21 protein-coding genes and 1 tRNA gene are annotated in these 21341 nt (G+C 33.7%); 11 read left to right on the top strand and 11 right to left on the bottom strand.

What is annotated here, in order from left to right:
* The coding region (locus SFT90_05015) for a DNA polymerase (GenBank protein MDX1949842.1) at positions 1-789 on the top strand (789 nt) is incomplete at its 5' end.
* A gap of 5 nt (positions 790-794) precedes the next feature.
* On the opposite strand, the gene SFT90_05010 is transcribed toward SFT90_05015, so the two are convergent.
* The 5 genes from SFT90_05010 to SFT90_04990 form a co-directional block, all read right to left on the bottom strand.
* Entirely contained in the window at positions 795-1604 is an 810-nt protein-coding gene (locus tag SFT90_05010; protein MDX1949841.1) for a succinate dehydrogenase iron-sulfur subunit, read from the bottom strand.
* 344 nt (positions 1605-1948) lie between these two features.
* Positions 1949-3112, bottom strand: coding sequence for a homoserine O-acetyltransferase (locus tag SFT90_05005; GenBank protein ID MDX1949840.1), 1164 nt, complete (start codon positions 3110-3112; stop codon positions 1949-1951).
* A gap of 10 nt (positions 3113-3122) precedes the next feature.
* Positions 3123-4100, bottom strand: a complete 978-nt coding sequence (gene nagZ / locus SFT90_05000; GenBank protein ID MDX1949839.1) for a beta-N-acetylhexosaminidase — start codon at positions 4098-4100, stop codon at positions 3123-3125.
* Positions 4101-4105: 5 nt separating this feature from the next.
* A complete protein-coding gene (proC, locus tag SFT90_04995; GenBank protein ID MDX1949838.1) occupies positions 4106-4945 on the bottom strand; it encodes a pyrroline-5-carboxylate reductase in 840 nt (279 codons plus the stop codon).
* A gap of 5 nt (positions 4946-4950) precedes the next feature.
* The gene (locus SFT90_04990) at positions 4951-5196 is read right to left on the bottom strand and encodes an accessory factor UbiK family protein (GenBank protein ID MDX1949837.1); all 246 of its coding nucleotides are present in this window, start codon (positions 5194-5196) and stop codon (positions 4951-4953) included.
* Positions 5197-5245: 49 nt separating this feature from the next.
* Here SFT90_04990 and lgt point away from each other — a divergent pair, with 49 nt between their 5' ends.
* The 3 genes from lgt to SFT90_04975 are packed head-to-tail and all read left to right on the top strand — an operon-like array spanning position 5246 to position 7166.
* Complete coding sequence (lgt, locus tag SFT90_04985) at positions 5246-6274, top strand: prolipoprotein diacylglyceryl transferase (GenBank protein MDX1949836.1); 1029 nt, start codon at positions 5246-5248, stop codon at positions 6272-6274.
* Positions 6253-6873 carry a COQ9 family protein gene (locus SFT90_04980; protein ID MDX1949835.1) on the top strand — a complete coding sequence of 207 codons (621 nt, stop codon included), beginning with the start codon at positions 6253-6255 and terminating at the stop codon, positions 6871-6873. Before lgt ends, SFT90_04980 begins: the two co-directional genes overlap by 22 nt.
* Before the next feature lie 5 nt (positions 6874-6878).
* A complete protein-coding gene (locus tag SFT90_04975; protein ID MDX1949834.1) occupies positions 6879-7166 on the top strand; it encodes an integration host factor subunit alpha in 288 nt (95 codons plus the stop codon).
* A gap of 8 nt (positions 7167-7174) precedes the next feature.
* Here SFT90_04975 and alr read toward each other — a convergent pair whose 3' ends face one another.
* From alr to SFT90_04960, 3 genes are read right to left on the bottom strand one after another with little or no spacing between them, the layout of a single operon-like run.
* Positions 7175-8227 carry an alanine racemase gene (gene alr, locus SFT90_04970; GenBank protein MDX1949833.1) on the bottom strand — a complete coding sequence of 351 codons (1053 nt, stop codon included), beginning with the start codon at positions 8225-8227 and terminating at the stop codon, positions 7175-7177.
* Entirely contained in the window at positions 8217-8678 is a 462-nt protein-coding gene (gene ccmE / locus SFT90_04965) for a cytochrome c maturation protein CcmE (protein MDX1949832.1), read from the bottom strand. Before ccmE ends, alr begins: the two co-directional genes overlap by 11 nt.
* A complete protein-coding gene (locus tag SFT90_04960; GenBank protein ID MDX1949831.1) occupies positions 8662-8799 on the bottom strand; it encodes a hypothetical protein in 138 nt (45 codons plus the stop codon). Before SFT90_04960 ends, ccmE begins: the two co-directional genes overlap by 17 nt.
* A gap of 118 nt (positions 8800-8917) precedes the next feature.
* On the opposite strand from SFT90_04960, the gene SFT90_04955 reads away from it, so the two are divergent.
* A tRNA-Ile gene (locus SFT90_04955) sits at positions 8918-8994 on the top strand.
* Positions 8995-9114: 120 nt separating this feature from the next.
* Here SFT90_04955 and dnaK read toward each other — a convergent pair.
* Positions 9115-11025 carry a molecular chaperone DnaK gene (dnaK, locus tag SFT90_04950; protein ID MDX1949830.1) on the bottom strand — a complete coding sequence of 637 codons (1911 nt, stop codon included), beginning with the start codon at positions 11023-11025 and terminating at the stop codon, positions 9115-9117.
* 82 nt (positions 11026-11107) lie between these two features.
* Here dnaK and lptG point away from each other — a divergent pair, with 82 nt between their 5' ends.
* The 3 genes from lptG to SFT90_04935 all read left to right on the top strand — a co-directional run bounded on the left by lptG (position 11108) and on the right by SFT90_04935 (position 15491).
* On the top strand, positions 11108-12217 hold the full coding sequence (lptG, locus tag SFT90_04945) for an LPS export ABC transporter permease LptG (protein ID MDX1949829.1): 1110 nt from the start codon (positions 11108-11110) through the stop codon (positions 12215-12217).
* An 89-nt stretch (positions 12218-12306) separates the two neighbouring features.
* Positions 12307-14511 (top strand): LPS assembly protein LptD, encoded by a 2205-nt coding sequence (gene lptD / locus SFT90_04940; protein MDX1949828.1) that lies wholly within the window; start codon positions 12307-12309, stop codon positions 14509-14511.
* A 35-nt stretch (positions 14512-14546) separates the two neighbouring features.
* On the top strand, positions 14547-15491 hold the full coding sequence (locus tag SFT90_04935) for a peptidylprolyl isomerase (GenBank protein ID MDX1949827.1): 945 nt from the start codon (positions 14547-14549) through the stop codon (positions 15489-15491).
* Between the two features lie 170 nt (positions 15492-15661).
* Here SFT90_04935 and metG read toward each other — a convergent pair whose 3' ends face one another.
* Positions 15662-17197, bottom strand: a complete 1536-nt coding sequence (gene metG, locus SFT90_04930) for a methionine--tRNA ligase (protein ID MDX1949826.1) — start codon at positions 17195-17197, stop codon at positions 15662-15664.
* Between the two features lie 97 nt (positions 17198-17294).
* Here metG and xseA point away from each other — a divergent pair, with 97 nt between their 5' ends.
* Complete coding sequence (xseA, locus tag SFT90_04925) at positions 17295-18671, top strand: exodeoxyribonuclease VII large subunit (GenBank protein ID MDX1949825.1); 1377 nt, start codon at positions 17295-17297, stop codon at positions 18669-18671.
* 2 nt (positions 18672-18673) lie between these two features.
* On the opposite strand, the gene SFT90_04920 is transcribed toward xseA, so the two are convergent.
* Positions 18674-19252 carry a hypothetical protein gene (locus SFT90_04920; protein MDX1949824.1) on the bottom strand — a complete coding sequence of 193 codons (579 nt, stop codon included), beginning with the start codon at positions 19250-19252 and terminating at the stop codon, positions 18674-18676.
* A 69-nt stretch (positions 19253-19321) separates the two neighbouring features.
* On the opposite strand from SFT90_04920, the gene SFT90_04915 reads away from it, so the two are divergent.
* Together SFT90_04915 and metW are read left to right on the top strand one after the other, a co-directional pair.
* Complete coding sequence (locus SFT90_04915; protein ID MDX1949823.1) at positions 19322-20239, top strand: class I fructose-bisphosphate aldolase; 918 nt, start codon at positions 19322-19324, stop codon at positions 20237-20239.
* 17 nt (positions 20240-20256) lie between these two features.
* Positions 20257-20865, top strand: coding sequence for a methionine biosynthesis protein MetW (metW, locus tag SFT90_04910; protein ID MDX1949822.1), 609 nt, complete (start codon positions 20257-20259; stop codon positions 20863-20865).
* Positions 20866-21341 lie beyond the last annotated feature (476 nt).

Below are 21341 nucleotides of genomic sequence, written 5' to 3'. Positions count from 1 at the left end.
TCAACAACAACTGGCAGGCTTTCTTCAATAAATCCTAATTTGCAGAATATACCAATTAAAACAGAAGAAGGAAGAAGAATCAGAAAAGCTTTTATTGCAGAAGAAGGCAAGGTTTTAATAGGTGCGGATTATTCTCAAATTGAGTTAATGTTATTAGCAGAAATTGCAAATATTCCAAGTCTTAAAAAAGCTTTTTTAGATGGCAAAGATATTCACCAAGCTACAGCATCGGAGGTTTTTGGGGTTGATATTTCTGCTGTAACGCCAGAATTAAGAAGAAATGCTAAGGCGGTAAATTTTGGAATTATTTATGGTCAAAGTGCATTTGGGCTTGCTAATCAGCTCAAAATTTCAAGGGTTGAAGCTAAAAATATTATAGATAGATATTTTGCTCGTTACCCTGAAATTCGGGTTTATATGGATAAAACTATTGAATTTGCTCGTAAAAATGGCTTTGTGCAAACTATTTTTGGGCGAAGAATTTATCTTCCTAATATTAATGATAAAAACCACTCTATAAGGGCTTTTCAAGAGAGGGCTTCAATAAATGCGCCTTTGCAGGGCAGTTCAGCTGATATAATTAAATTAGCTATGATAAAAATTAACCAGCTAAATTTACAAGCAAAGCCTTTGCTTCAAATTCACGATGAATTAATTTTTGAAACACCTCAAGAATTAGCGGAATCAGAGGCGAAAATAATAAAATCTACTATGCAAGAAGTGGCGAAATTATCAATTCCACTAATTGTAGATGCAAAAATTGGAAACAATTGGGCTGAAATTCATTAATTTATTTAAGCAGCTTTGCGTTCTGCAATCATTTTTTTAATCTCACCGATTGCTTTTGCTGGGTTTAAGCCTTTAGGGCAGGTTTTTGCGCAATTCATAATTGTATGACAACGATATAATTTGAATGGATCTTCAAGGGCATCAAGCCTTTCATCAGTTGCTTCATCGCGAGAGTCGATAATCCAGCGGTAAGCCTGCAATAAAACTGCTGGGCCTAAATATTTATCGCCATTCCACCAATAGCTAGGGCAGGAAGTTGAACAACAAGCACATAAGATACATTCGTAAAGCCCATCAAGCTTTTCTCTATTCTCGACAGATTGCAACCTTTCTGTGCCAGAAGGTGCAGAGGATTTTGTTTTAAGCCATGGTTCAACGGATTCTAACTGAGCATAAAAATTGCTTAAATCCGGCACTAAATCTTTAACAACTGGCATATGAGGCAGGGGGTTGATAACCACTTCATTTCCGCCAAGTTCCTCAGTTGAGCAGGTGCAAGCAAGGGTATTTGAACCTCTATTCATAGTAGCCGATGAGCCAATATTCATAGCGCAAGAACCGCAGATTCCCTCTCTGCAAGAGCGTCTAAAGGTTAGAGAGCTATCAATTTCATTCTTGATTTTAATAAGGGCATCAAGCACCATTGGCCCACAATTATCCATATCAACTTCGTAAGTATCAATTCTTGGATTGCCCTCATTTTCAGGGTCCCAACGATAAATTTTGAATTTTTTAATATTGCTAGAATTGCCTTCGGCCTTGAAATAATTGCCTTCAACAACTTTAGAATTTTTAGGTAAAGAAAACTCAGCCATAATTTTGCGATTAATTTTTCTGTTCTATATACCAATTATAAACCATAATAAAGAGTTTTTGTAATCTTAAGTTTTTGTAATTGCTAAATTTATTTTGTTTAGTTGCTAAAAAAATTAATCCCTCTCCTTGCACTTTCAGGGAGAGGGAAGGGTGAGGGTATATAGTTAGTGTCATCGCGAGCGAAGCGTGGCGATCCAGTTTTTCTGGATTGCTTCGTCGTTACACTCCTCGCAATGACACGCTTACAAATAAACCCTCACCAAGATTTTCTAATTCGCTTATGCTCATAAGAAAATCCAACCTCTGCCTGCTATCACAGGGAGAGGTTTTAGGAAAATTTTTGCTAAATTTTTGCTAAAAAGCCACTAATGGTTTTTTCTAGCATTGGGTTTGGAAGCAGAAAGGAATCATGGCCTTTATCACTTTCAATTTCAACAAAGCTGACATCTGAGGAGGAGGCAACGAGAGCATGAACTATCTGCTTGGCGTTTTCTGTGGTAAATAGCCAATCGCTAGAAAAAGAAATAACGCAAACTGGGCATTTAGTTTTCTCAAATGCTTTCGCGAGGTTGAAGTTAAAATCTGCCTCTAAATCAAAATAATCCATAGCTCTAGTTATGTATAAATAGCTGTTTGGATCAAACCTCTCAACAAAGCTCATTCCTTGATATCTGAGGTAACTTTCAACTTGAAAATCAACATCAAAGCCAAATGAAAGAGCGTTTCTATTTTGCAGTTTTCTGCCGAATTTATTATGTAAGCCTGATTCAGATAGATAAGTAATATGTGCCATCATTCTTGCGATTGAAAGCCCCTTGGAAGGCAAGCATTTGCGGGCAATATAATTGCCTTCGCACCATTCAGGGTCAGCCATAATTGCTTGACGCCCAATTTCATTGAATGCGATATTCTGTGCTGAATGCCTTGCTGATGTTGCAATTAGCATTGCACTTTGGCAATTTTCTGGGAATTTACTAATCCACTCCATCGCTTGCATTCCGCCCATTGAGCCACCTATAACGCAGGCGAGTTTTTTAATGCCGAATTTTTCAATAAGTTTTTTCTGCACTAAAACCATATCAGATATGGTTATCATTGGGAATGAAAGATTAAAAGCTTCGCCAGTTTCAGGGTTTATATCTTTAGGCCCGTAACTTCCCATACAACCGCCCAATACATTGGGGGCAATGATAAAAAATTTATTTGTATCTATTGGTTTTCCTTCGCCGACATAGTTTTCCCACCAGCCATTCTTGCCAGTTACAGGGTGAGTTCCGATAACAAATTGATCACCAGTTAAAGCGTGACAAATTAGGATTGCGTTGGATTTTTCTTCGTTAAGCGTGCCGAAAGTTTTGAATGCAACAGGAAAATTGGAGATTTTAGCGCCGCATTGTAATTCAAGAAAATCATCTTCGCAGAGATTAATAATATCGCCAACTTCAATTTCCTTGAAATCCGTGCCGAATTTGAGTTTTCTCGTATATGTTTTTGGTAAATTTGTCATTTATGAAAAATCAATATCTTAAGGCTTTCCAGCAATTACGGAATTTTTCTCTATGTTCTTTGTTCCAAAAATCAACTGATTCGCATATTTCCTTCATTTCGTTTATATCGCCATTGCAATGAAGAACTATATCACAACCTGCATTCAAGGCTTTATGAGCCCTTGTTGCCATTGAGCCTTCCAAGGCTTTCATAGTTAAATCATCACTCATTATAAGGCCTTTGAAGCCAATTTCATTGCGAATGAGATTTATAACTTTACTTGAATAGGTTGCACAATCTATTGGGTCAATAGCAGTATATTTTATGTGAGCCGTCATCGCAAATGGCATATCAGAAAGAGCTTTGAAGGGAGCAAAATCCATACTTCTAAGGCTTTGCAGACCAACATCAACCACTGGTAATTCAAGGTGGCTATCAGATTTAGCCCTGCCATGCCCCGGTATATGCTTAATCACAGGGAAAACATTGCCCATTAAAAGCCCTCTACAAACTTCTTTTGCGAGTTCCGCAACTTCATAGGGGTCAGAGGAATAGGCTCTATCACCTATTATATCATGAGCACCATCAAAATATAAATCAAGCGTTGGGGCGCAATTAACATTAATACCAAGCTGTTTTAATTCATAAGAACAAAGGCGGAAATGATTATAAACTGAGCGTTTCGCTCGGGCTAGAGTTTCAGGCTCTATCATATCACCGAAATATTTTGCTGGTGGCATTTCATTCCAAAATGGTGGTTTGAGGCGTGCGACTCTGCCCCCTTCTTGATCAATCAAAACCAGAACATCATTTCTAGGGAATATTGTTGCTTTTAGCTGTTGAATAAGGCGTTTTAACTGCTCTGGCTCTTCAATATTTCTGCCAAATATTATAAAGCCAAGTGGATTATGCTGATTAAAAAGCTCAAGCTCATCAGCGGTTGCAACTTTGCCAGAAACGCCAAAAATTATCGGTTTAATTTGTTCTCTTCTATCAAATTTTTTCATTTAATTTACGATAAATTACTTAACTCTTTAGCTCTAATAAATGCTTTATCAATTGTTTCATCAAGAATTTTTTGCAACTGACCATTCATTAACACTGATAATCCTGCTTCGGTTGTGCCTTTTGGGCTTGTTACATCTTCACGAAGCTGTTTTGCAGAATGCCTACTACTCTCCAGTAGTTTTATAGCACCTATGGCAGTTTGCTTGGCGATTTCATTTGCAATATTTTCTTCAAAGCCAAGATTTTTTGCCTTTTCCTGCATCGCTTCAATAAAATAGTAAAAATATGCTGGGCCACTACCAGAGAGAGCGGTTACTTTGTCAATTTCATCTTCAGAATTAACTTGAAAAGTAAGGCCAGTAGGAAAAAATAAATCTTCTATTAAATATCTATCATCTTCAGTAACATTTTTATTAGCAAAATAAGCGTTAACACCTGCACCAACTGAAGCTGGTAAATTCGGCATTACCCTTACAATTTTTCGGTTTGATGTTTCAAACTTCGCAAGGTTACTAATTTTATTTATACTTACACCTGCCGCGATTGAGATTATAAGAGTTTTTTCTACCAGATGATATGTCGGTAAAACTTCCTCAAAACTTTGAGGCTTGATTGCAAATATACAAATATCAAAATCTAGAAAAAAATTGGAGCTTAATAAGCTTTTATTTTTTCTTAATTCTTCAACATTACTAAAAACATTTTCATTAAAATTTTTTGGTAAATATGGATCAATTACATAAATGTTTTTTTGGGAAATGCCATTTTTTACCCAGCCATTAAGCAAAGCAGAGCCCATCTTGCCGCAACCAACTAATAATATTTTTTTATTTTCTAATCTCACTTTTTCTAGTTTACAGATTCTAGTTTTTCAATTCTCGCTTTGAGAATTTCATTTTCCTCACGGGCTTTTTCAGCCATTTTGCGAACAATTTCAAATTCTTCATGGGTTACAACATCAAGCTCAGCAAGAAGATGCTTAAGGGTATCCTTAACTTTTTCATTAATATTTTTACCAGCTTCAAAAGCGACGCCAGCAACATTTCCTGAAAGTTTTGAAATATCTTCAAAAAAACTTTTTACATTTTCTTTCATATGTAGTTAAAGATTGGTTTAGATTTCTAAATTGAACAAAATTGTTTTAATGGCAAGATTATTCTTATTAAATAAAGTTTTTTTAATTGTTTTTTTGGGTTTTGCTTCCCTCTTTTTTTTTGAAGGCTTGAGTTTTGCTCATAGCGATAAAGAAATAGAAAAAAATCGTGAAGAATATAAAAAAAACTTGGAAAATTCTCAGATTTTAGAGGGGTTTCTTGAGGAAATGGAATCATTAGATGTTCCAAAATATAATTTTAGCTATAAAAAGATTGATCCAGTTGCCTTAGATTTAGGGTTTTTTCAAATAAAATGGTATAGCCTAGCCTATCTTTTTGGGGTTTTATTTGGATGGTGGTATGCGAAATATCTCAATCGTAAATTCCTTGAAAATCCTATAAAAACTGAGGTTCTTGATAATTTGCCAATGTGGATAATTCTAAGTATCATTATAGGTGGCAGGGTTGGTTATGTTTTCTTTTACAATTTTGAATATTACATTGAAAACCCATTAGAAGCCTTGCAAATTTGGAATGGCGGAATGAGTTTTCACGGCGGTTTAATCGGTGTAATTATTGGAACATATTTATATGCAAGAAAATATAAATTGCCTTACCTGCAAGTAACAGATTTAGTCGCGTGTGTTGCTCCAATTGGAATTTTCTTAGGGAGAATTGCCAATTATATTAACAATGAATTGCGAGGCAGGTTTATTGAAGATAGCGAATTGTATTGGGGTGTTTATTATAAATCTGAGCCTTTTTTGCGTCATCCAAGCCAGTTCTATGAGGCATTTTCTGAGGGGTTATTAATCCTAATTATTTTATTTTTTGTGGCAAAATTTAAGCCTAAATCTTCACAAAAATATTTATTAAATTTAACTGGTTTATGCTCTGCTTTGTTCTTAATTTTATATTCAATATTCAGGGCAATCTGCGAAAATTATAGAGATCCTGATTTGCAACTCGGCTTTTTATATGGTAATTGGCTAACAATGGGTATGATTCTATGTATTCCAAGTCTTTTGTTGGGTTTATTTATATTTTATAATTCTTTATGGAACAGGAAAAAGAAGTAGTAATACAAAAATTTATTGAGCTATTGCCTTTTGAAAATTGGAATTTTTCCACTTTAGAAAAAGCTTGTGAAAATTGTAGTTTTACAAAAGATTATGCAAAAATACTTTACCCTGCTGGAATTGAAGGTTTTACTTATGAATTTGGACAATCTTGCAATGTTGAGGCATTAAAATCTGCGGAAGAGATAATTATAAAAAATAGCCTTAAAACATCTGAAAAAGCGGAAGAAATTATTTTCCAAAAAATTTTCACCTATCACAAAAAGCTAAAAAATTTAGAATCTTTGAAAAAATTCATTTCAAATTGTGTTATGCCGAACTTGGCTTTGACGGCAGGGAAGGGGGTTTTTGAATTTTCTGATAAGGCTTGGCGTTTGATGGGTGATAATGCAACAGATTTCTCTTTTTATACTAAAAGAGCCAGTTTTAGCGGTATTTATCTAAAATCTATGCTGTATTCAATGAGTGATAATTCAGAAAATCTAATAAAAACAAGAAATTATATCAAAAAGTCTATTGACGGATTAATGAAATTCCATAAATTGAAAGGTAAGATTAAAAATATTTTTGAGGGTTTGCCCTTTAATTTTAAAAGATAATTTTTATGGCCAACACGCTTACACGCTCAAATATTGCAGAGTCAGTGCAAAGAACATTAGGTTTTTCATTTTCTGAATCGGTTGAAATTGTTGATTCGCTTGTTGAAGAAATGTGCAAATCTATTGAGGCTTCTGAGGAGCTTAAAATATCTTCCTTCGGCTCTTTTGTTGTAAATAGCAAACGAGCAAGGGTTGGAAGGAACCCAAAAACTAAGAAAGAAGCAGTTATCGCCCCAAGAAAAGTTGTAAGTTTTTATGCTTCTAATGTTTTGAATGATGAGATTAATAAATAGATTTAATGTTAGCTCACATAAGTTTTTTCTATCCTTCTCCCAAGTTTTGTAAGAATTTCATATCCTATGGTTTGAGCTTTAGAAGCCATCTCGCAAACGCTAATTTTATCGTTTAGTAACACAATTTCGTTATATTTTTGCAAGATATTTTCTGGCACATTTGAAACATCAAAAATTGAAGAATCCATTGAGATTATTCCAATTTGAGGAACTTTATAATCGCCAATCATTCCATAAAAATTATTTGATAAAATTCTTGTGTAACCATCAGCGTAACCAATCGGAATAACTGCTATTTTTGAACCTTTTGAAATTTTATGGGTCGCATTATAGCCAACAAAACTATCTTCTAAAATTTCACGAATTTGTATAATTTTTGCCTTAAGTGTAACTACATTTTTTGAATATAAATTATATCCAGGGCGGGTTATATCAAAGTGAAAATCCTCTCCGTTTATAACTCCGCCAGAATTTGCTAAAGAAAATTTTTGCGTAGGAAAAATTTTTTTAATCTGCAAAAATCTTTCAAGTTGTGTTTGGTTTAGCGAGTGATTTTTATCCGAGGCACAAGCCAAATGACTCATAATAAAATCTATACTCAGAGAAGAAATATAAGAGTTTTTTGAAATAGATTCAGCCTCATAAAAATTAAAACCAAGCCTATTCATTCCAGTATCAAAATGCAGAGCGGCATTTAACTTTTGTAAGGCTTTTTGAGTGTAATTTGCCCAAATTTCTAACTGATAAAAATCATTCAAAATTGGTATTAGATTATGATGGTAAAATTCCTTTTCTTCACCTTCAAAAATTCCATTAAAAACATATATTTTTGCATCTTTTGGTAGGTGATTTCTTGCTTCAATACCCTCATCTAAAGTTGCAACAAAAAAATATTTGCAGCCTATCTCATATAGTTTTTTTGATATTTCTAAAACCCCTAAGCCATAGGCATTCGCTTTGATAACCGCAGCAGTTATAGAATTTTTTGCAATATTTTTTAACTCAAGATAATTATTTTTGAGATTGTTCAAATTGATATTTAATGTTGCATTATTTACCATTTTTTATTTTTTTGAGTTCAGGTGGCATATATTTTTCATCGTGCTTTGTAATTAATTTTTCTGCCTTAAATTTGAATAAAAATTTCTTTTTATCAAATTCTTGCAATTTACCTTCGGCAACAATTCCTTGGCCTTCTCTAAACATAGGGGGCAAAATTCCTTGATAATAAATTTTTATATCATTTTCAAAATCTGTTGCCTTGAAGATAAATTTGCTAGAACCCAATTTCTTTAGAGAGGATTTTTTAATCATTCCACCTACTCTAATTTTGTTTTTTTTGAGTAATTCCTCAAATTTTTTTGGTTCATTCTGAACGGATTTTGCCAAATCTGATGGGGAATAAAAATAGATTAAATTATCTCTAAAATTCTGCACTAGCAAAAATACGCCTAAAGCAACAAGCGTAAATAATATACTGATATTTAATAATCTTTTATGCTTTGGCTTCATTTTTCTTATATGATTTTGATTTTTTGTAAGAAATATAAGTGCTTATAAAAAGCAATCCAAGAATAAAAAAAGCGAAGAAATAAGCGGATATTATATAAATTGAGTTTTCGTCAAATTGCATAGTATAAATTTTTTGTTATTTTATTGCCATTTAGTTAGTTTTTTTGCAAGTGTTATAATTTGGTTGACACTAGAAAATTGTTTAACTATAAGCCCATACGATTTGAATTTGTTATAATGGGTCTGTAGCTCAGTTGGTTAGAGCACCGCTCTGATAAGGCGGGGGTCAGAGGTTCAAGTCCTCTCAGGCCCACCATTTTTGAATATTTATTTCCTTTCTATTTTCCTAAAGAAAAATCTATTTTTTATATAAAAAAAAGCCCCTAAAATCAGGGGCTTTATATTGTTTATAGGTGCTTTTTGCCTTTGAAGTTTATTAAGCTGATTTTTTCTTGCTGTCGTCAACTTCTTCATATTCAGCATCAACAACGCCTTCATTGTTAGCGTTATTGCTTGAGGCATCACCAGCTTCACCGCCTTGTTGAGAATTTGCATACATAGCTTCACCAATTTTAGTTGATGCAGTTTGCAGATTTGCAATTTTCTGTTTGATTTCAGTTGCATCTTCACCCTCAACAGATTTTTTGAGATCCGCCAAAGCTTGCTCTATTGCTTTTTTATCTGCTTCTGAAATTTTATCAGAAAATTCTTTCAAGCTCTTTTCCGTGCTGTAAATTAAGCTATCTGCTTTGTTTTTCTCCTCAATTATTTCTTTGCGTTTTTTATCGGCTTCTGCATTTGCTTCAGCTTCTTTAATCATTTTTTGGATTTCAGCTTCAGTTAAGCCACTTGATGCTTGAATTGTAATTTTCTGCTCTTTATTGGTCGCTTTATCTTTCGCGGAAACATTAACAATTCCGTTTGCATCGATATCAAAAGTAACTTCCACTTGCGGAACGCCACGCGGAGCAGGTGGAATATTTTCAAGGTTGAACTGCCCAAGGAACTTATTTTGTGCGGCAATTTCTCGCTCACCTTGATAAACCCTAATTGTAACAGCAGTTTGGTTATCTTCCGCGGTTGAGAAAATTTGAGATTTGCGAGTTGGTATAGTTGTGTTTCTATCAATCAGCCTTGTGAAAACCCCGCCCATTGTTTCAATTCCAAGAGAAAGTGGGGTTACATCAAGCAGAAGAACATCTTTCACATCGCCTTGTAAAACGCCAGCTTGGATAGCCGCACCTATTGCAACTACTTCATCAGGGTTTACGCCCCTGTGAGGCTCTTTACCAAAGAATTCTTTAACTTTTTGGATAACTTTCGGCATTCTTGTCATACCGCCTACAAGAACAACTTCATCAATATCGCTAACTGAAACACCAGCATCTTTGATAGCATTTTTGCAAGGCTCAATAGTTTTTTCAATTAGGTCATCAACTAATTTTTCAAGTTGAGCTCTTGTCATTTTAACTTTTAAGTGCTTAGGCCCAGTTGCATCAGCTGTGATGTAAGGAAGGTTGATTTCAGTTTCTTGCGAAGAAGAAAGTTCGATTTTCGCTTTTTCAGCAGCTTCTTTAAGCCTTGTGAGGGCTAGAGGATCTTTTCGGAGGTCAATTCCATTATCTTTTTGGAATTCATTAGCTAAAAAATCTTGGATTCTTAAGTCAAAATCTTCACCACCGAGGAAGGTATCGCCATTAGTAGATTTAACCTCAAACACGCCATCGCCAAGTTCTAGAACTGAAATATCAAATGTGCCACCGCCTAAATCATAAACTGCAATAGTTTTTGCTTCTTTTTTATCCAAGCCATAAGCAAGTGCGGCCGCCGTTGGTTCATTGATAATTCTAAGAACTTCAAGCCCTGCAATTCTACCAGCATCTTTAGTTGCTTGTCGTTGAGCGTCATTGAAATAGGCGGGAACGGTGATAACCGCTTTTTCAACTTTTTCACCAAGGAAAGCTTCGGCTGTTTCCTTCATTTTTTGAAGTGTATATGCGGAAATTGCTGATGGAGAATATTTTTTGCCCTTAACTTCAACCCAAGCATCGCCGTTATCAGCCCCAACGATATCATAAGGAACAAGTTTTTTCATATTGTTAGTGGTTGGAGAATCAAACCTTCTGCCAATTAGTCTTTTAACTGCGTAAATTGTGCCTTTGCCATTAGTAACCATTTGGCGTTTAGCTGGCTCGCCAACTAAAATTTCTTCATTATCTGTAAAGCCTACAATTGAAGGGGTGGTTCTTCTACCTTCAGCGTTTTCAAGCACTTTAGGGTCTTTACCATCCATTATGGCAATACAAGAATTTGTTGTTCCAAGGTCTATTCCAATAATTTTACTCATAAAACTCCTTTCTGGTTATGTTTTTATAGATTTTATATAATTGCATATTATTCTATTACAAGATGCTATAATTTATTTTTTTATGATATTCCCACTAACATTATATACTTATATAGTTAGAAATTTTCTGTTTTTCTTTTTTACTATATTGGCGATTTTTAGTGTTCTAATTTTTATGGTTGATGGGGCGGAGTTGCTTAGAAAATCTGCGAATAGAACTATCCCAACTTTTGTTATTTTTCAAATGGTTATTTTGAAAATGCCAAATTTACTTCAAACCGTGATGCCCTTTATTATTCTTATAACTTCCGTTCTTTCATTTAATGCAATGAGTAAAAGAAGCGAGCTTGTAATTATAAGATCCGCAGGGGTTTCGGTTTGGGAGTTTCTAATGCCGGCAGTTCTAACGGCCTTTTTAATGGGTGTTATTGTTTCAACCCTTATAAATCCAGTGTCTTCTTATCTTTATTCCATTCATGAAAAATTAGAAAAAAAATATTTTGAAACTAACTCTGAAAACCCAATGTTATTTTCAGAGTCTGGGCTTTGGATAAAGCAATCATATAAAAGAGGTAGTAAGAAATATGATATTATAATTCATGCTGAAAATGCTAGTAATAGCAATGTTATGAAATTAAATAATGTAAATATTTATGCTTATAATAAAAAGAACAAATATTCTTTTTTTATCAAAGCACCAAATGCTAATTTAGAAAAAGGTAAGTGGAAAATTAATAATGCAATATTTTATGATAAGAAAAATACTTCTTATAATTATCAAGTTTTGGAAATACCAACAAATGTAAATTTTTCTGACATTCAAAAAAGCTTTGATGTTCCTGAGTCAATTTCATTTTGGAAATTGCCAAAATTTATCAAAAAATTATCTGATAGTGGCTTCTTTTATTTTGGACATTTAATGCATTTATATAAATTGCTTTCATCACCAATTTTTTATGCCTCAATGGTTTTGATTGGTGCGATATTCTGCTTAAAAACCGCAAGGCATTCTCAAACGGGTTATTCAATAACGCTTGCTTTGTTAATTGGTTTTGTGATTTATTTTGTAACAAATTTAATTTATTCGCTAGGTTTATCAGGTTCATTACCAGTTTTTGTTGCAGGTTGGTCGCCAATAATTATTACTTTGCTAATTGGCTTGGGGCTAGTGCTTCACTATGAAGATGGTTAGGTGTAGGGCGTTAGGTTATATGTGTTAGGATTTTGCTCTTAAATAACATTCTGCCGGGGGGGAGAGGGGTTTTAACAAAAAAAAATAAATTGAGAAATTATAATAAAAATTTTGCTGTAGTATTTTCATTGGCGATATTATTCGCCTCTACTTCTGTATCGTCTGCTAAACTGGATTATTCTAAATCGCAAGAAAAGCCAAAAACTGAAATCATTAAAAAAGTTAAAAAACCTGAGCCAAAAGCAAGCCTAGAAGCTGGAAATTTATATTATGATGTTAATAGTAAAGTTTTAACGGCAACTGATAAAGTTGATATAAGATATCAAGATAAGCAATTAAAAGCAGAAAAAATTGTCTACGATAGAAAAACTGAAATGATTAGTGCTGAAACTGGAGTAGTTTTCACCAGTGCACAAGGCACTAATTTTAAGGCATCTGAGCTTGTAACCAATGATAAATTTACAAGGGGAGTTCTTAAAGATGTTGAGGGAAAATTGGAAGATGGCTCAATATTAAAATCAAAAAAAGTAAAAATTTTAGGTGAGAAAAAATATCAACTTACTGATTCTTTCTATTCCCCTTGCAAGCCATGTGATGGCAAATATTTATGGCGAGTTCGTTCAAAAAATATTGTTTATGATGAAGATGATGGCAAGGTATATTACAAAGATGCCTATATGGATATATTAAATAGGCCATTTGGATATACGCCATATTTATCTCACCCAACACCTTTTGCAAAAAGTAAAAGTGGATTTTTAACGCCTTCATTTGGTTCATCAGGTATATTTGGAACATTTTTAGAAGTTCCATACTATTATCAGCCAAAGCAAAATATGGATTTTACTTTAAGGCCTAGATATATGACATTTGATGGCCTAATGCTTCAAACGCAAATGAGGCATTTGCTTTATGATGGTTATTATCAACTTGATGTTGGCGGAATATATACTGATGGCCCTGATGATTTATCATCACCAGTTAGAACTCAAGAAAAAGGTTTTAGGGGGCATGTTTTTGGTTTTGGTAATTATCAATTTGAAGATGATTGGGAATTTTTATTTGATGCAAGGCGTTCCACTGATGATACTTACCTCAGAAGATATAATATTGATTTTCAAGATTGGCTAACCAGTGAGGCAAGGCTTGAGAGATTCAAAGATGAAGATAGAAAATATTTTGTTGCAAAAACCCTTTCATTCCAAGGTTTAAGGGTTACTGATGACCCTGATATAACGCCTTTCGTTCTACCAATTATTGAAGCTGGAAAAACTTATAAAATTGATGATGAATATAATCAAAAGCTGAATCTTGATGTAAATTCAATGGTTTTAAGGCGTTCAAGAGGGGCACAAAGCACAAGGATTGTTGGTAAAACCTCTTATAACGCATCTCATACTTTATCAAATGGGCAGTTATTTACATTAGATACAACTGCAAGAGCAGATTATTATAATGTTGATGAAGTTCTGCAGGCAAACAATGTTGAATATCAGGGGGGGATTTATAGAATTGTGCCTGAAACTTCACTTACTTGGGAATATCCTTTTATCAATCAATTTTCAAATTATAATCTAATATTCTCTCCAATAGTGATGGGTATAGTTTCACCAAATGGTATCAATGATAGCAGAATTCCAAATGAAGATAGCCAAGGCGTTGAGCTTCAAGATTATAACTTATTTCAAGAACACCATATTTCTGGCTTAGATATTTTAGAAAGCGGTGCGAGGGTTAATTATGGTTTAAGAAGCGTTATCTCAGGTGAAGACTTTGGTGATGTCTCAGTTTTAGTTGGTCAAAATTATAGGGCAACTACTAATAAAACAACACTCGGTTTGCAATCAGGTTTAGCTGATAATTTTTCTGATTATGTAGGTAGGGTAAGCATTTATAATAATAAACATATTTTTACTAATTACAGGTTTAGATTAGATAAAGATAATTTTAAGTTCAAAAGAAATGAAGCTGGAATTGATATAAACTATCAGCCAGTAATTTTAGGTATAGGTTACACATTCGTTGATAATTCTGTGTTTGATAGAGATAGACAAGAAGTTTATGGCAATGCATCTTATGCGATTGATAATAATTGGTCTATATTAACCAATGCTAGAAGAAATATGGATAATGATACACAGGCAGGCTGGGTAAATATTGGTAGTGGCCTTAGTTATACCCATGATTGTGTAACAACTACACTAAGCGTAAACAGGGATTTAACTAGAGATAGAGATATTGAACCTTCAACTGAAATTTTATTACAATTAAACTTTGCAAATCTTGGAACTTAATTTATTAATTACTTAAAAATATTTAATAAATTTCTATGAGATTACTAACAATTTTATTTTTAACATTTTTAATTCCTAGCCTTGCATTTTCTTTATCTTACAAGGTGATTGCGGTTGTGAATGGTGAATCAATTTCAAATATTCAGCTAAAAGATAGGGTTAATTTAATTATTAATTCCGCCGGAATGCCTAACAATAATGAAGTTCGTGAGAAAGTTACTAAAGAAGCGGTTGAAGTTTTAATTAATGAAACCCTGCAAAACCAAGAGGCTAAATCTAAAGGGATTGAAATTACGCAAGATGAGCTTGATAAAGCAATCTCTGATTTAGAAATGAAAAACGGGATTGAAAAAGGAGGCTTTAAGAAATTTATTACCTCTAAAGGTGTTTCTTATAATTCAACGATTGATCAAATAAAAGCAGGCGTGCAGTGGAAGAAAACCCTATCAAGATTTTTGCGTTCTCAAATTTTAATTACTGATAAAGAAATTGCCGAGAAACAAAAAACTCTGCAAAATATTAAAAAGCAAGTTTTGGTAAATATTTCAGAAATTGTAATTCCTAGAGAATTTGAGGATAATTCTTCTACTTATGAACTTCTTGATAAAATAATTTCAACAGTTAATTCAGGCGAAAGAAATTTTGGAGATTTAGCTCTAAAATATTCTGTTGGCAAAACGGCCTCAAGGGGCGGACAAGTTGGCTGGATTGAAGAAGATAAAATTATGGAGCCTATAAAATCAGAAGTTAAGAAAACTAAAACTGGTAAAATTTCAAACCCAATTTTCGTTGATAATTTATATGTAGTAATCCAAGTAAATGAAAGAAAAATTATTGATCCAGCAAATGATAAAAATTCTATCAGGGATAGGCTTTTTGCTGAAAAAATGGAAGGCCAGTCTAAAAGATACATTAAGGAACTCCGCCAAAAAGCCCTTATTGAAAGGAAGTATAATAATGTTAGTGAGTTACTTAAATAGGCTTTGGTAACTAAGAATAGATTTAAGCTCCTTAACCACTAATTGTCACCCCGCATTTATTGCGGGGTTAATGACTGAAAGTGTTTCTAAACTAGCTTTTGAGAGTTTTTCTTTGTTAACCCCGCAATAAATGCGGGGTGACATTTGAATGGAAAACAGCAAATAATTTACTAAAACTCTTTCACATCTTCATTCAAATTTTTTAGCTCTAGCTTTTTGAAAACAGGGGTTGGGGCTGAGATTATAATTCCAGCTTGTAATTTATTTTCAGAATTTACTGAGAGTTGCTTCAAAATATTCTCGCAAGATGCAGGGCAGAAGGGCTTTAGAGCTATCGCAATAATTCTAATCGCTTCAAGTATTGAATATAAAACTTTTTGCATCTCATCAATTTTGCCTTCTTTTTTCAAACTCCATGGTGCTTGCTTATCAATATATTCATTGGCTTTTGAGCTTGCTTCCATAATGATTGCAAGTGCATTTGAAAACTGAAAATCTTTCATTTCTGCATCAATTTTTTCAAAGAAATTATCTTCAATAATTTTGTCAAATTCTCTAATTTCTGGAATTTTACTCTCGCAATTTTTTACTATTAAAGAGAGCGTTCTTTGGGTAAGATTTCCAATGTTATTGGCTAAATCAGCGTTGCAGGTTTCAACTAATTTTTCTTTTGATAAATCGCCATCATTGCCAAAAGGCATAGCTTTCAGCAAGAAATATCTGGTTTGATCCAAACCATAATTTTCAATTAAATCTCTTGGCGCGATTACATTTCCAAGGGATTTACTCATCTTCTCGCCTTCAATAGTCCACCAGCCATGAGCAATAATTCGCTTTGGAAGAGGCAGATTTGCTGCCATTAAAAAAGCTGGCCAATAAACTGCGTGAAAGCGAAGAATATCTTTGCCAACTATATGAAAAACATCTCCATCAAGCCAATATTGTTTGAATTCAGGTGCAGTTTCATTGGGGTAGCCAAGGGCTGTTAAGTAGTTTGTAAGTGCATCAATCCAAACATACATAATATGTTTTGGGTTGCTTGGCACTGGCACACCCCAAGAGAAATTTGTTCTTGAGATAGATAAATCTTTCAAGCCTGTTTTAACAAAGCTAACAACCTCATTAAATCTTGTTTTTGGATAGATAAAATCAGGGTTTGCTTGATAAAATTCTAATAATTTATCACCAAATTTTGAAAGTGCAAAAAAATAGCTTTCTTCCTCCAACCACTCAACTTCCGCACCAGTAGGGGCTTTGCCGTTGATAAGTTCTGATTCTTGATAATATGCTTCATCTCTAACCGAATACCAGCCAGCATATTTATCAAGATAAATAAACCCGTTTTCTTCGAGCTTTTCCCAGAGTTTTTTGCAGGCGATTTTGTGGCGTTCTTCAGTGGTTCTAATAAAATCATCATTACTAATGTTGAGTAAATTTTCACTCTCAACGCCATCAATTTTAGCTTTAACTAAGGCTTTGAAGCGTTGCGAAACTAAATCGGTAAATTTTTGTGTATCAATATTTGCAAGTTTTGCAGCTTTATCAATCTTCTGGCCGTGTTCATCTGTGCCAGTTAGAAATTTTACATTATGATTTTGCTGACGCAAATATCTTGTCATCACATCGCAGGCAATAGTAGTATATGCATGCCCCAAATGTGGAGAATCATTGACATAATAAATAGGTGTTGTGATGAATTTATTCATGGTTAAATATCTTATTTTTCAGTAAAATAACAAAAAAAAATCATTTGACTAAGGTTTTATTTTGTTAAATTCTAAATTTAGTAAAAAAATATAAAAAATGCTAGAATTGCAAAATAATTTGGTGGTTGATGAGCCTACTTTTTCGGTCTCTGAGGTTTCGGAATTAATCCAAAAAACACTCTCAAAAAATTTCTCTAATATCAGAATTAAGGGGGAGATTTCAGGCTTAAAAAAACATTCTAGTGGACATATTTATTTTGATATAAAAGATGGCTCTGCTGTTCTAAACTGCGTGATGTGGCGGGGTAATGCTTCCAAAATAAAATTCAAACTTGAAGATGGTTTAGAGGTTCTTTTAATCGGCTCAATTTCAACTTATCCGCTTCGTTCAAATTATCAGCTAATCGTTTCAAGTATTGAAGTTGGTGGAGTTGGTGCGTTAATGGCTCTGCTTGAAAAGCGAAAAAATATGCTAATTCAGGAAGGGCTTTTTGACGCAAGCAGAAAAAAGCCTCTACCTTTTATGCCTTCTACTATTGGTGTTATAACTTCCCCAACGGGTGCGGTTATCAAGGATATTCTGCATAGAATTTCAGATAGATTTGGTGTTCATGTAATTTTATATCCAGTTGCGGTGCAAGGGCAAGGGGCTTCTGAGCAGATTACCGAAGCGATAAATTTTTTTAATGATGATTTTGCAAATCAACTAATCAACAAATCAACGAAGCAACAATCAGTAGATTTGTTAATCGTCGCCAGAGGTGGCGGTTCAATTGAAGATTTATGGGCGTTTAATGAGGAAAATGTTGTGCGTGCCGTTGCTAATTCTAAAATTCCAGTGATTTCAGCGGTTGGCCACGAAACTGATACTACTTTAATTGATTATGTTTCTGATAAGAGAGCACCAACCCCTACAGCTTCTGCGGAAATGGCAGTGCCAGTTAAACGAGAAATTTTGGAGCAAATTTACTCTCTTAAAAATAGAAATTTAAGTGCGGTTAATAGGCAGTTTTCTAACTTGGAAAGGCTTCTTAAAGCTAGGGCATCTGCACTTATTCCTCCGAAGCAAAGGCTTCTTAATATGATGCAACGGCTTGATTCAGCCTCTGAAAAATTAAAGGCGAATATCAATTTTATTATTGCGAATAAAAATAACCTGCTGGCTAGAAATATAATAAAACCAAGCTTTTTAGAGGGGTTAGTAAAAATTAAATCACAAAATATTGAAAATTATAAAATGCTTTTGCAAAGCTATAATTATCATAATGTTCTTAAAAGGGGCTTTGCGATAGTTAGAAATTCTGAAGGGAAACTTATTAAATCTCAAACTCAAACTAGTGCAGGGGAAATAGTTTCAGTAACACTAGGAGAGGGGAATTTTGAAGCGGAAATAAAAGGTGATGAAATTAAAGTTAAACCATCAGTCAAAAAAACTAAAAAACTGAAAAACTCAAATCAAGAATCTTTATTTTAGGTTTATTTCCCCCAGCCCTCTCTAACTATAACTCTCTCTTTAGGCTGGTATGGAATTATATTATTAGGGTTGATTTTTTTCTTTTCCTCTAATTCTTGTTTCCCTTTTTCAATTAAATATTTTGCCAATTCTAAATTGGAGTTTTTAATGAAATCAAGCATTTCTCTCCTGCTATCTAAAATTTTTGGATTTTTAGCGGGAACAGATGGTATATCTCCGAAAGTAAAGCTCTCAACCTCATAAATCTCTGGTTTGAAATTATATCTTTTATAGTTTCTGCTTTCTATGCTAAAGTTATTAATTTTATTATGAAGTTCTGATGGCGTAATTTTTACCCAATTTTCTCTAGAATCACTTGGCAATCTTTCGTAAAAATTATAATTTCCATTTGCATCAAGTGAGAACAAAATTCCTTTTTCTAAAGTTGGCAATTTAAAATTTAGTTTTTCTTCAATGCCATTTTCCTCTGAGGTAGCTTCTTCAAGGTTATAAATTGATAAATATCCACCAATAATAATACCTTCTTTGTTTGTAAAAAATTTTACTTCAGATAATTTTTCTGGAAAATTATTTTCATTCATAAATTTAATTTCTTGAAACTATAAATTAATATGTTTAGAAAACTATACTAAAATCAAAAATAAGAATTTATGAAAATTACTAGAAAAATTAAGGAAATACTATCTTTTTATGAGAATGAAAACGCCGGCGTTAAAACCAATATGGCGAGAATCCTAGGGAGTGGCAGAACTGGTGGCACTGGTAAGTTAGTTATTTACCCTGTTGATCAAGGCTTGGAACATGGCCCTGATGCATCATTCGCACCAAATCCAGCGGCTTATGACCCTGAATATCATTATAAATTGGCAATAGATTCTGGTTGTTCAGCTTTTGCTTCAACTTTTGGTTTTTTATCAGCTTGTAGCGAGACTTTTGCTGGGCAAATCCCAACAATTCTAAAAGTAAATAGTGCGAATCTTATTAACAAATCCGTTCCAAATCAAGCGGTTACCGGAAGCGTTAAAGATGCACTTAGGCTTGGCTGTTCAGCAATCGGGTTTACGGTTTATCCTGCATCTTCTGCTTCTTATGAAATGTATGAGGAGATTGCGGAGATGTCGCGTGAGGCTAAATCTCATGGTTTAGCAGTTGTTATCTGGAGTTACCCTCGCGGTGAAGGTCTTTCAAAACAAGGCGAAACCGCCCTTGATATATGTTCTTATGCTGCACATATCGCAGCAAATCTAGGTGCGAATATTATTAAAGTTAAGCCACCAACAGCTCATATCGAGCTTGAAAAAAACCAAAAACTACTTGCCGGAAAAGATTTCTCAAGCCTTTCTAAACGCATTGAACATGTTGTTAAAGCTTGCTTTAACGGCAGAAGGGTTGTTGTGTTTTCTGGCGGTGAAAGTAAAGATACAGCTGGGCTTCTAAATGAAGTTCGCGAGCTTAGAGATGGCGGTGCGAATGGCTCTATCATTGGCAGAAATACCTTCCAACGCCCAAGAGATGAGTCAATAACTCTCTTAAATGATATTATGGATATTTATTTAGGTAAAAAGTAATTTTTATTTTGCCATCAGTGCGAAAAGATTATCAAATATTTTTTGATTACATTAAACCAAATTCTAAAGTTTTAGATATAGGTTGTGGCGATGGTGATTTTTTGCAAAAATTGAAGTTAGAAAAAAATACTAAATCTTACGGAATAGAAATCTCTTCTGAAAAAGTGGCGGAATGCCTTAATAAAGGCTTGAGTGTTATTAATGGTGATGCGGAAGAAGAGCTTAAATTTTACCCATCAACCTTAGATGCACCTGAGCCTTTTGATTATGCCGTTCTTGCAAATACATTGCAAGTGATGAAAAACCCAAAGGTAATTATTGAGCAAGCAAAAAGAATTTCAAAAAATCTTTTAATTTCAATTCCAAATTTTGGATATTTTGAAAACCGCTTATATATTGGCTTAAAAGGCAAAATGCCGATGAGCAAACAGCTTTCATATAAATGGTATGAAACGCCAAATATTCACTTTTCAACTATTTTAGATTTTATTGAACTTTTGAAGGAGTTAAATCTAGAAATAAAAAAATCTTTTTATATTAAAGATTCTGCGGAAGTTAAGCCTTTCAAGCCGTTTTTCCCTTATATTGCCAACCTAACTGGTAAAGAAGCTGTTTTTGTTATTTAGCTTTGGAATATGGTGACCCCGAGAGGATTCGAACCTCTGACCCACAGCTTAGAGTTTTAGCCAGTTTCAGCGTGTGTAAAGTATGAAAATTAATAAGTTTGTGTAGCAAATTGTGTAGCAAAATTTTCAGGTGGTTTCAATTTATTTCTTGAAGTTTATAAAAGATTTTTTCAAATAGCCTTTTATTAAAAAAATACCCCTTAGGGGAGATTTTGAAATTTTGACTAGGCTTTTAGGGGTGATTATACAAGATAAACACTAATATTGTTTTGGTATAATTTGTTAAGGGGGGGTAGCCCCCTTGCAAGTGTGGGGTATAAGTATAGATGGGTAGAGGCGGTTACACACTTTAGAGTTAAGGAATGTTTTTTTATTTTAAGTTTTTAGCAAAAACATATAGTTGTGATATAAACTTATATTAAAATTTTCCAAGAGATTATAATCTTTTAGAAAATTACTTTTGGCTAAAGGCAAAT

Source organism: Rickettsiales bacterium (assembly GCA_033762595.1).
GTDB lineage: Bacteria > Pseudomonadota > Alphaproteobacteria > Rickettsiales > UBA8987 > JANPLD01.
The sequence above is the reverse complement of the archived record's forward strand: the minus strand, read 5'-3'. Positions and strand labels throughout refer to the sequence as shown.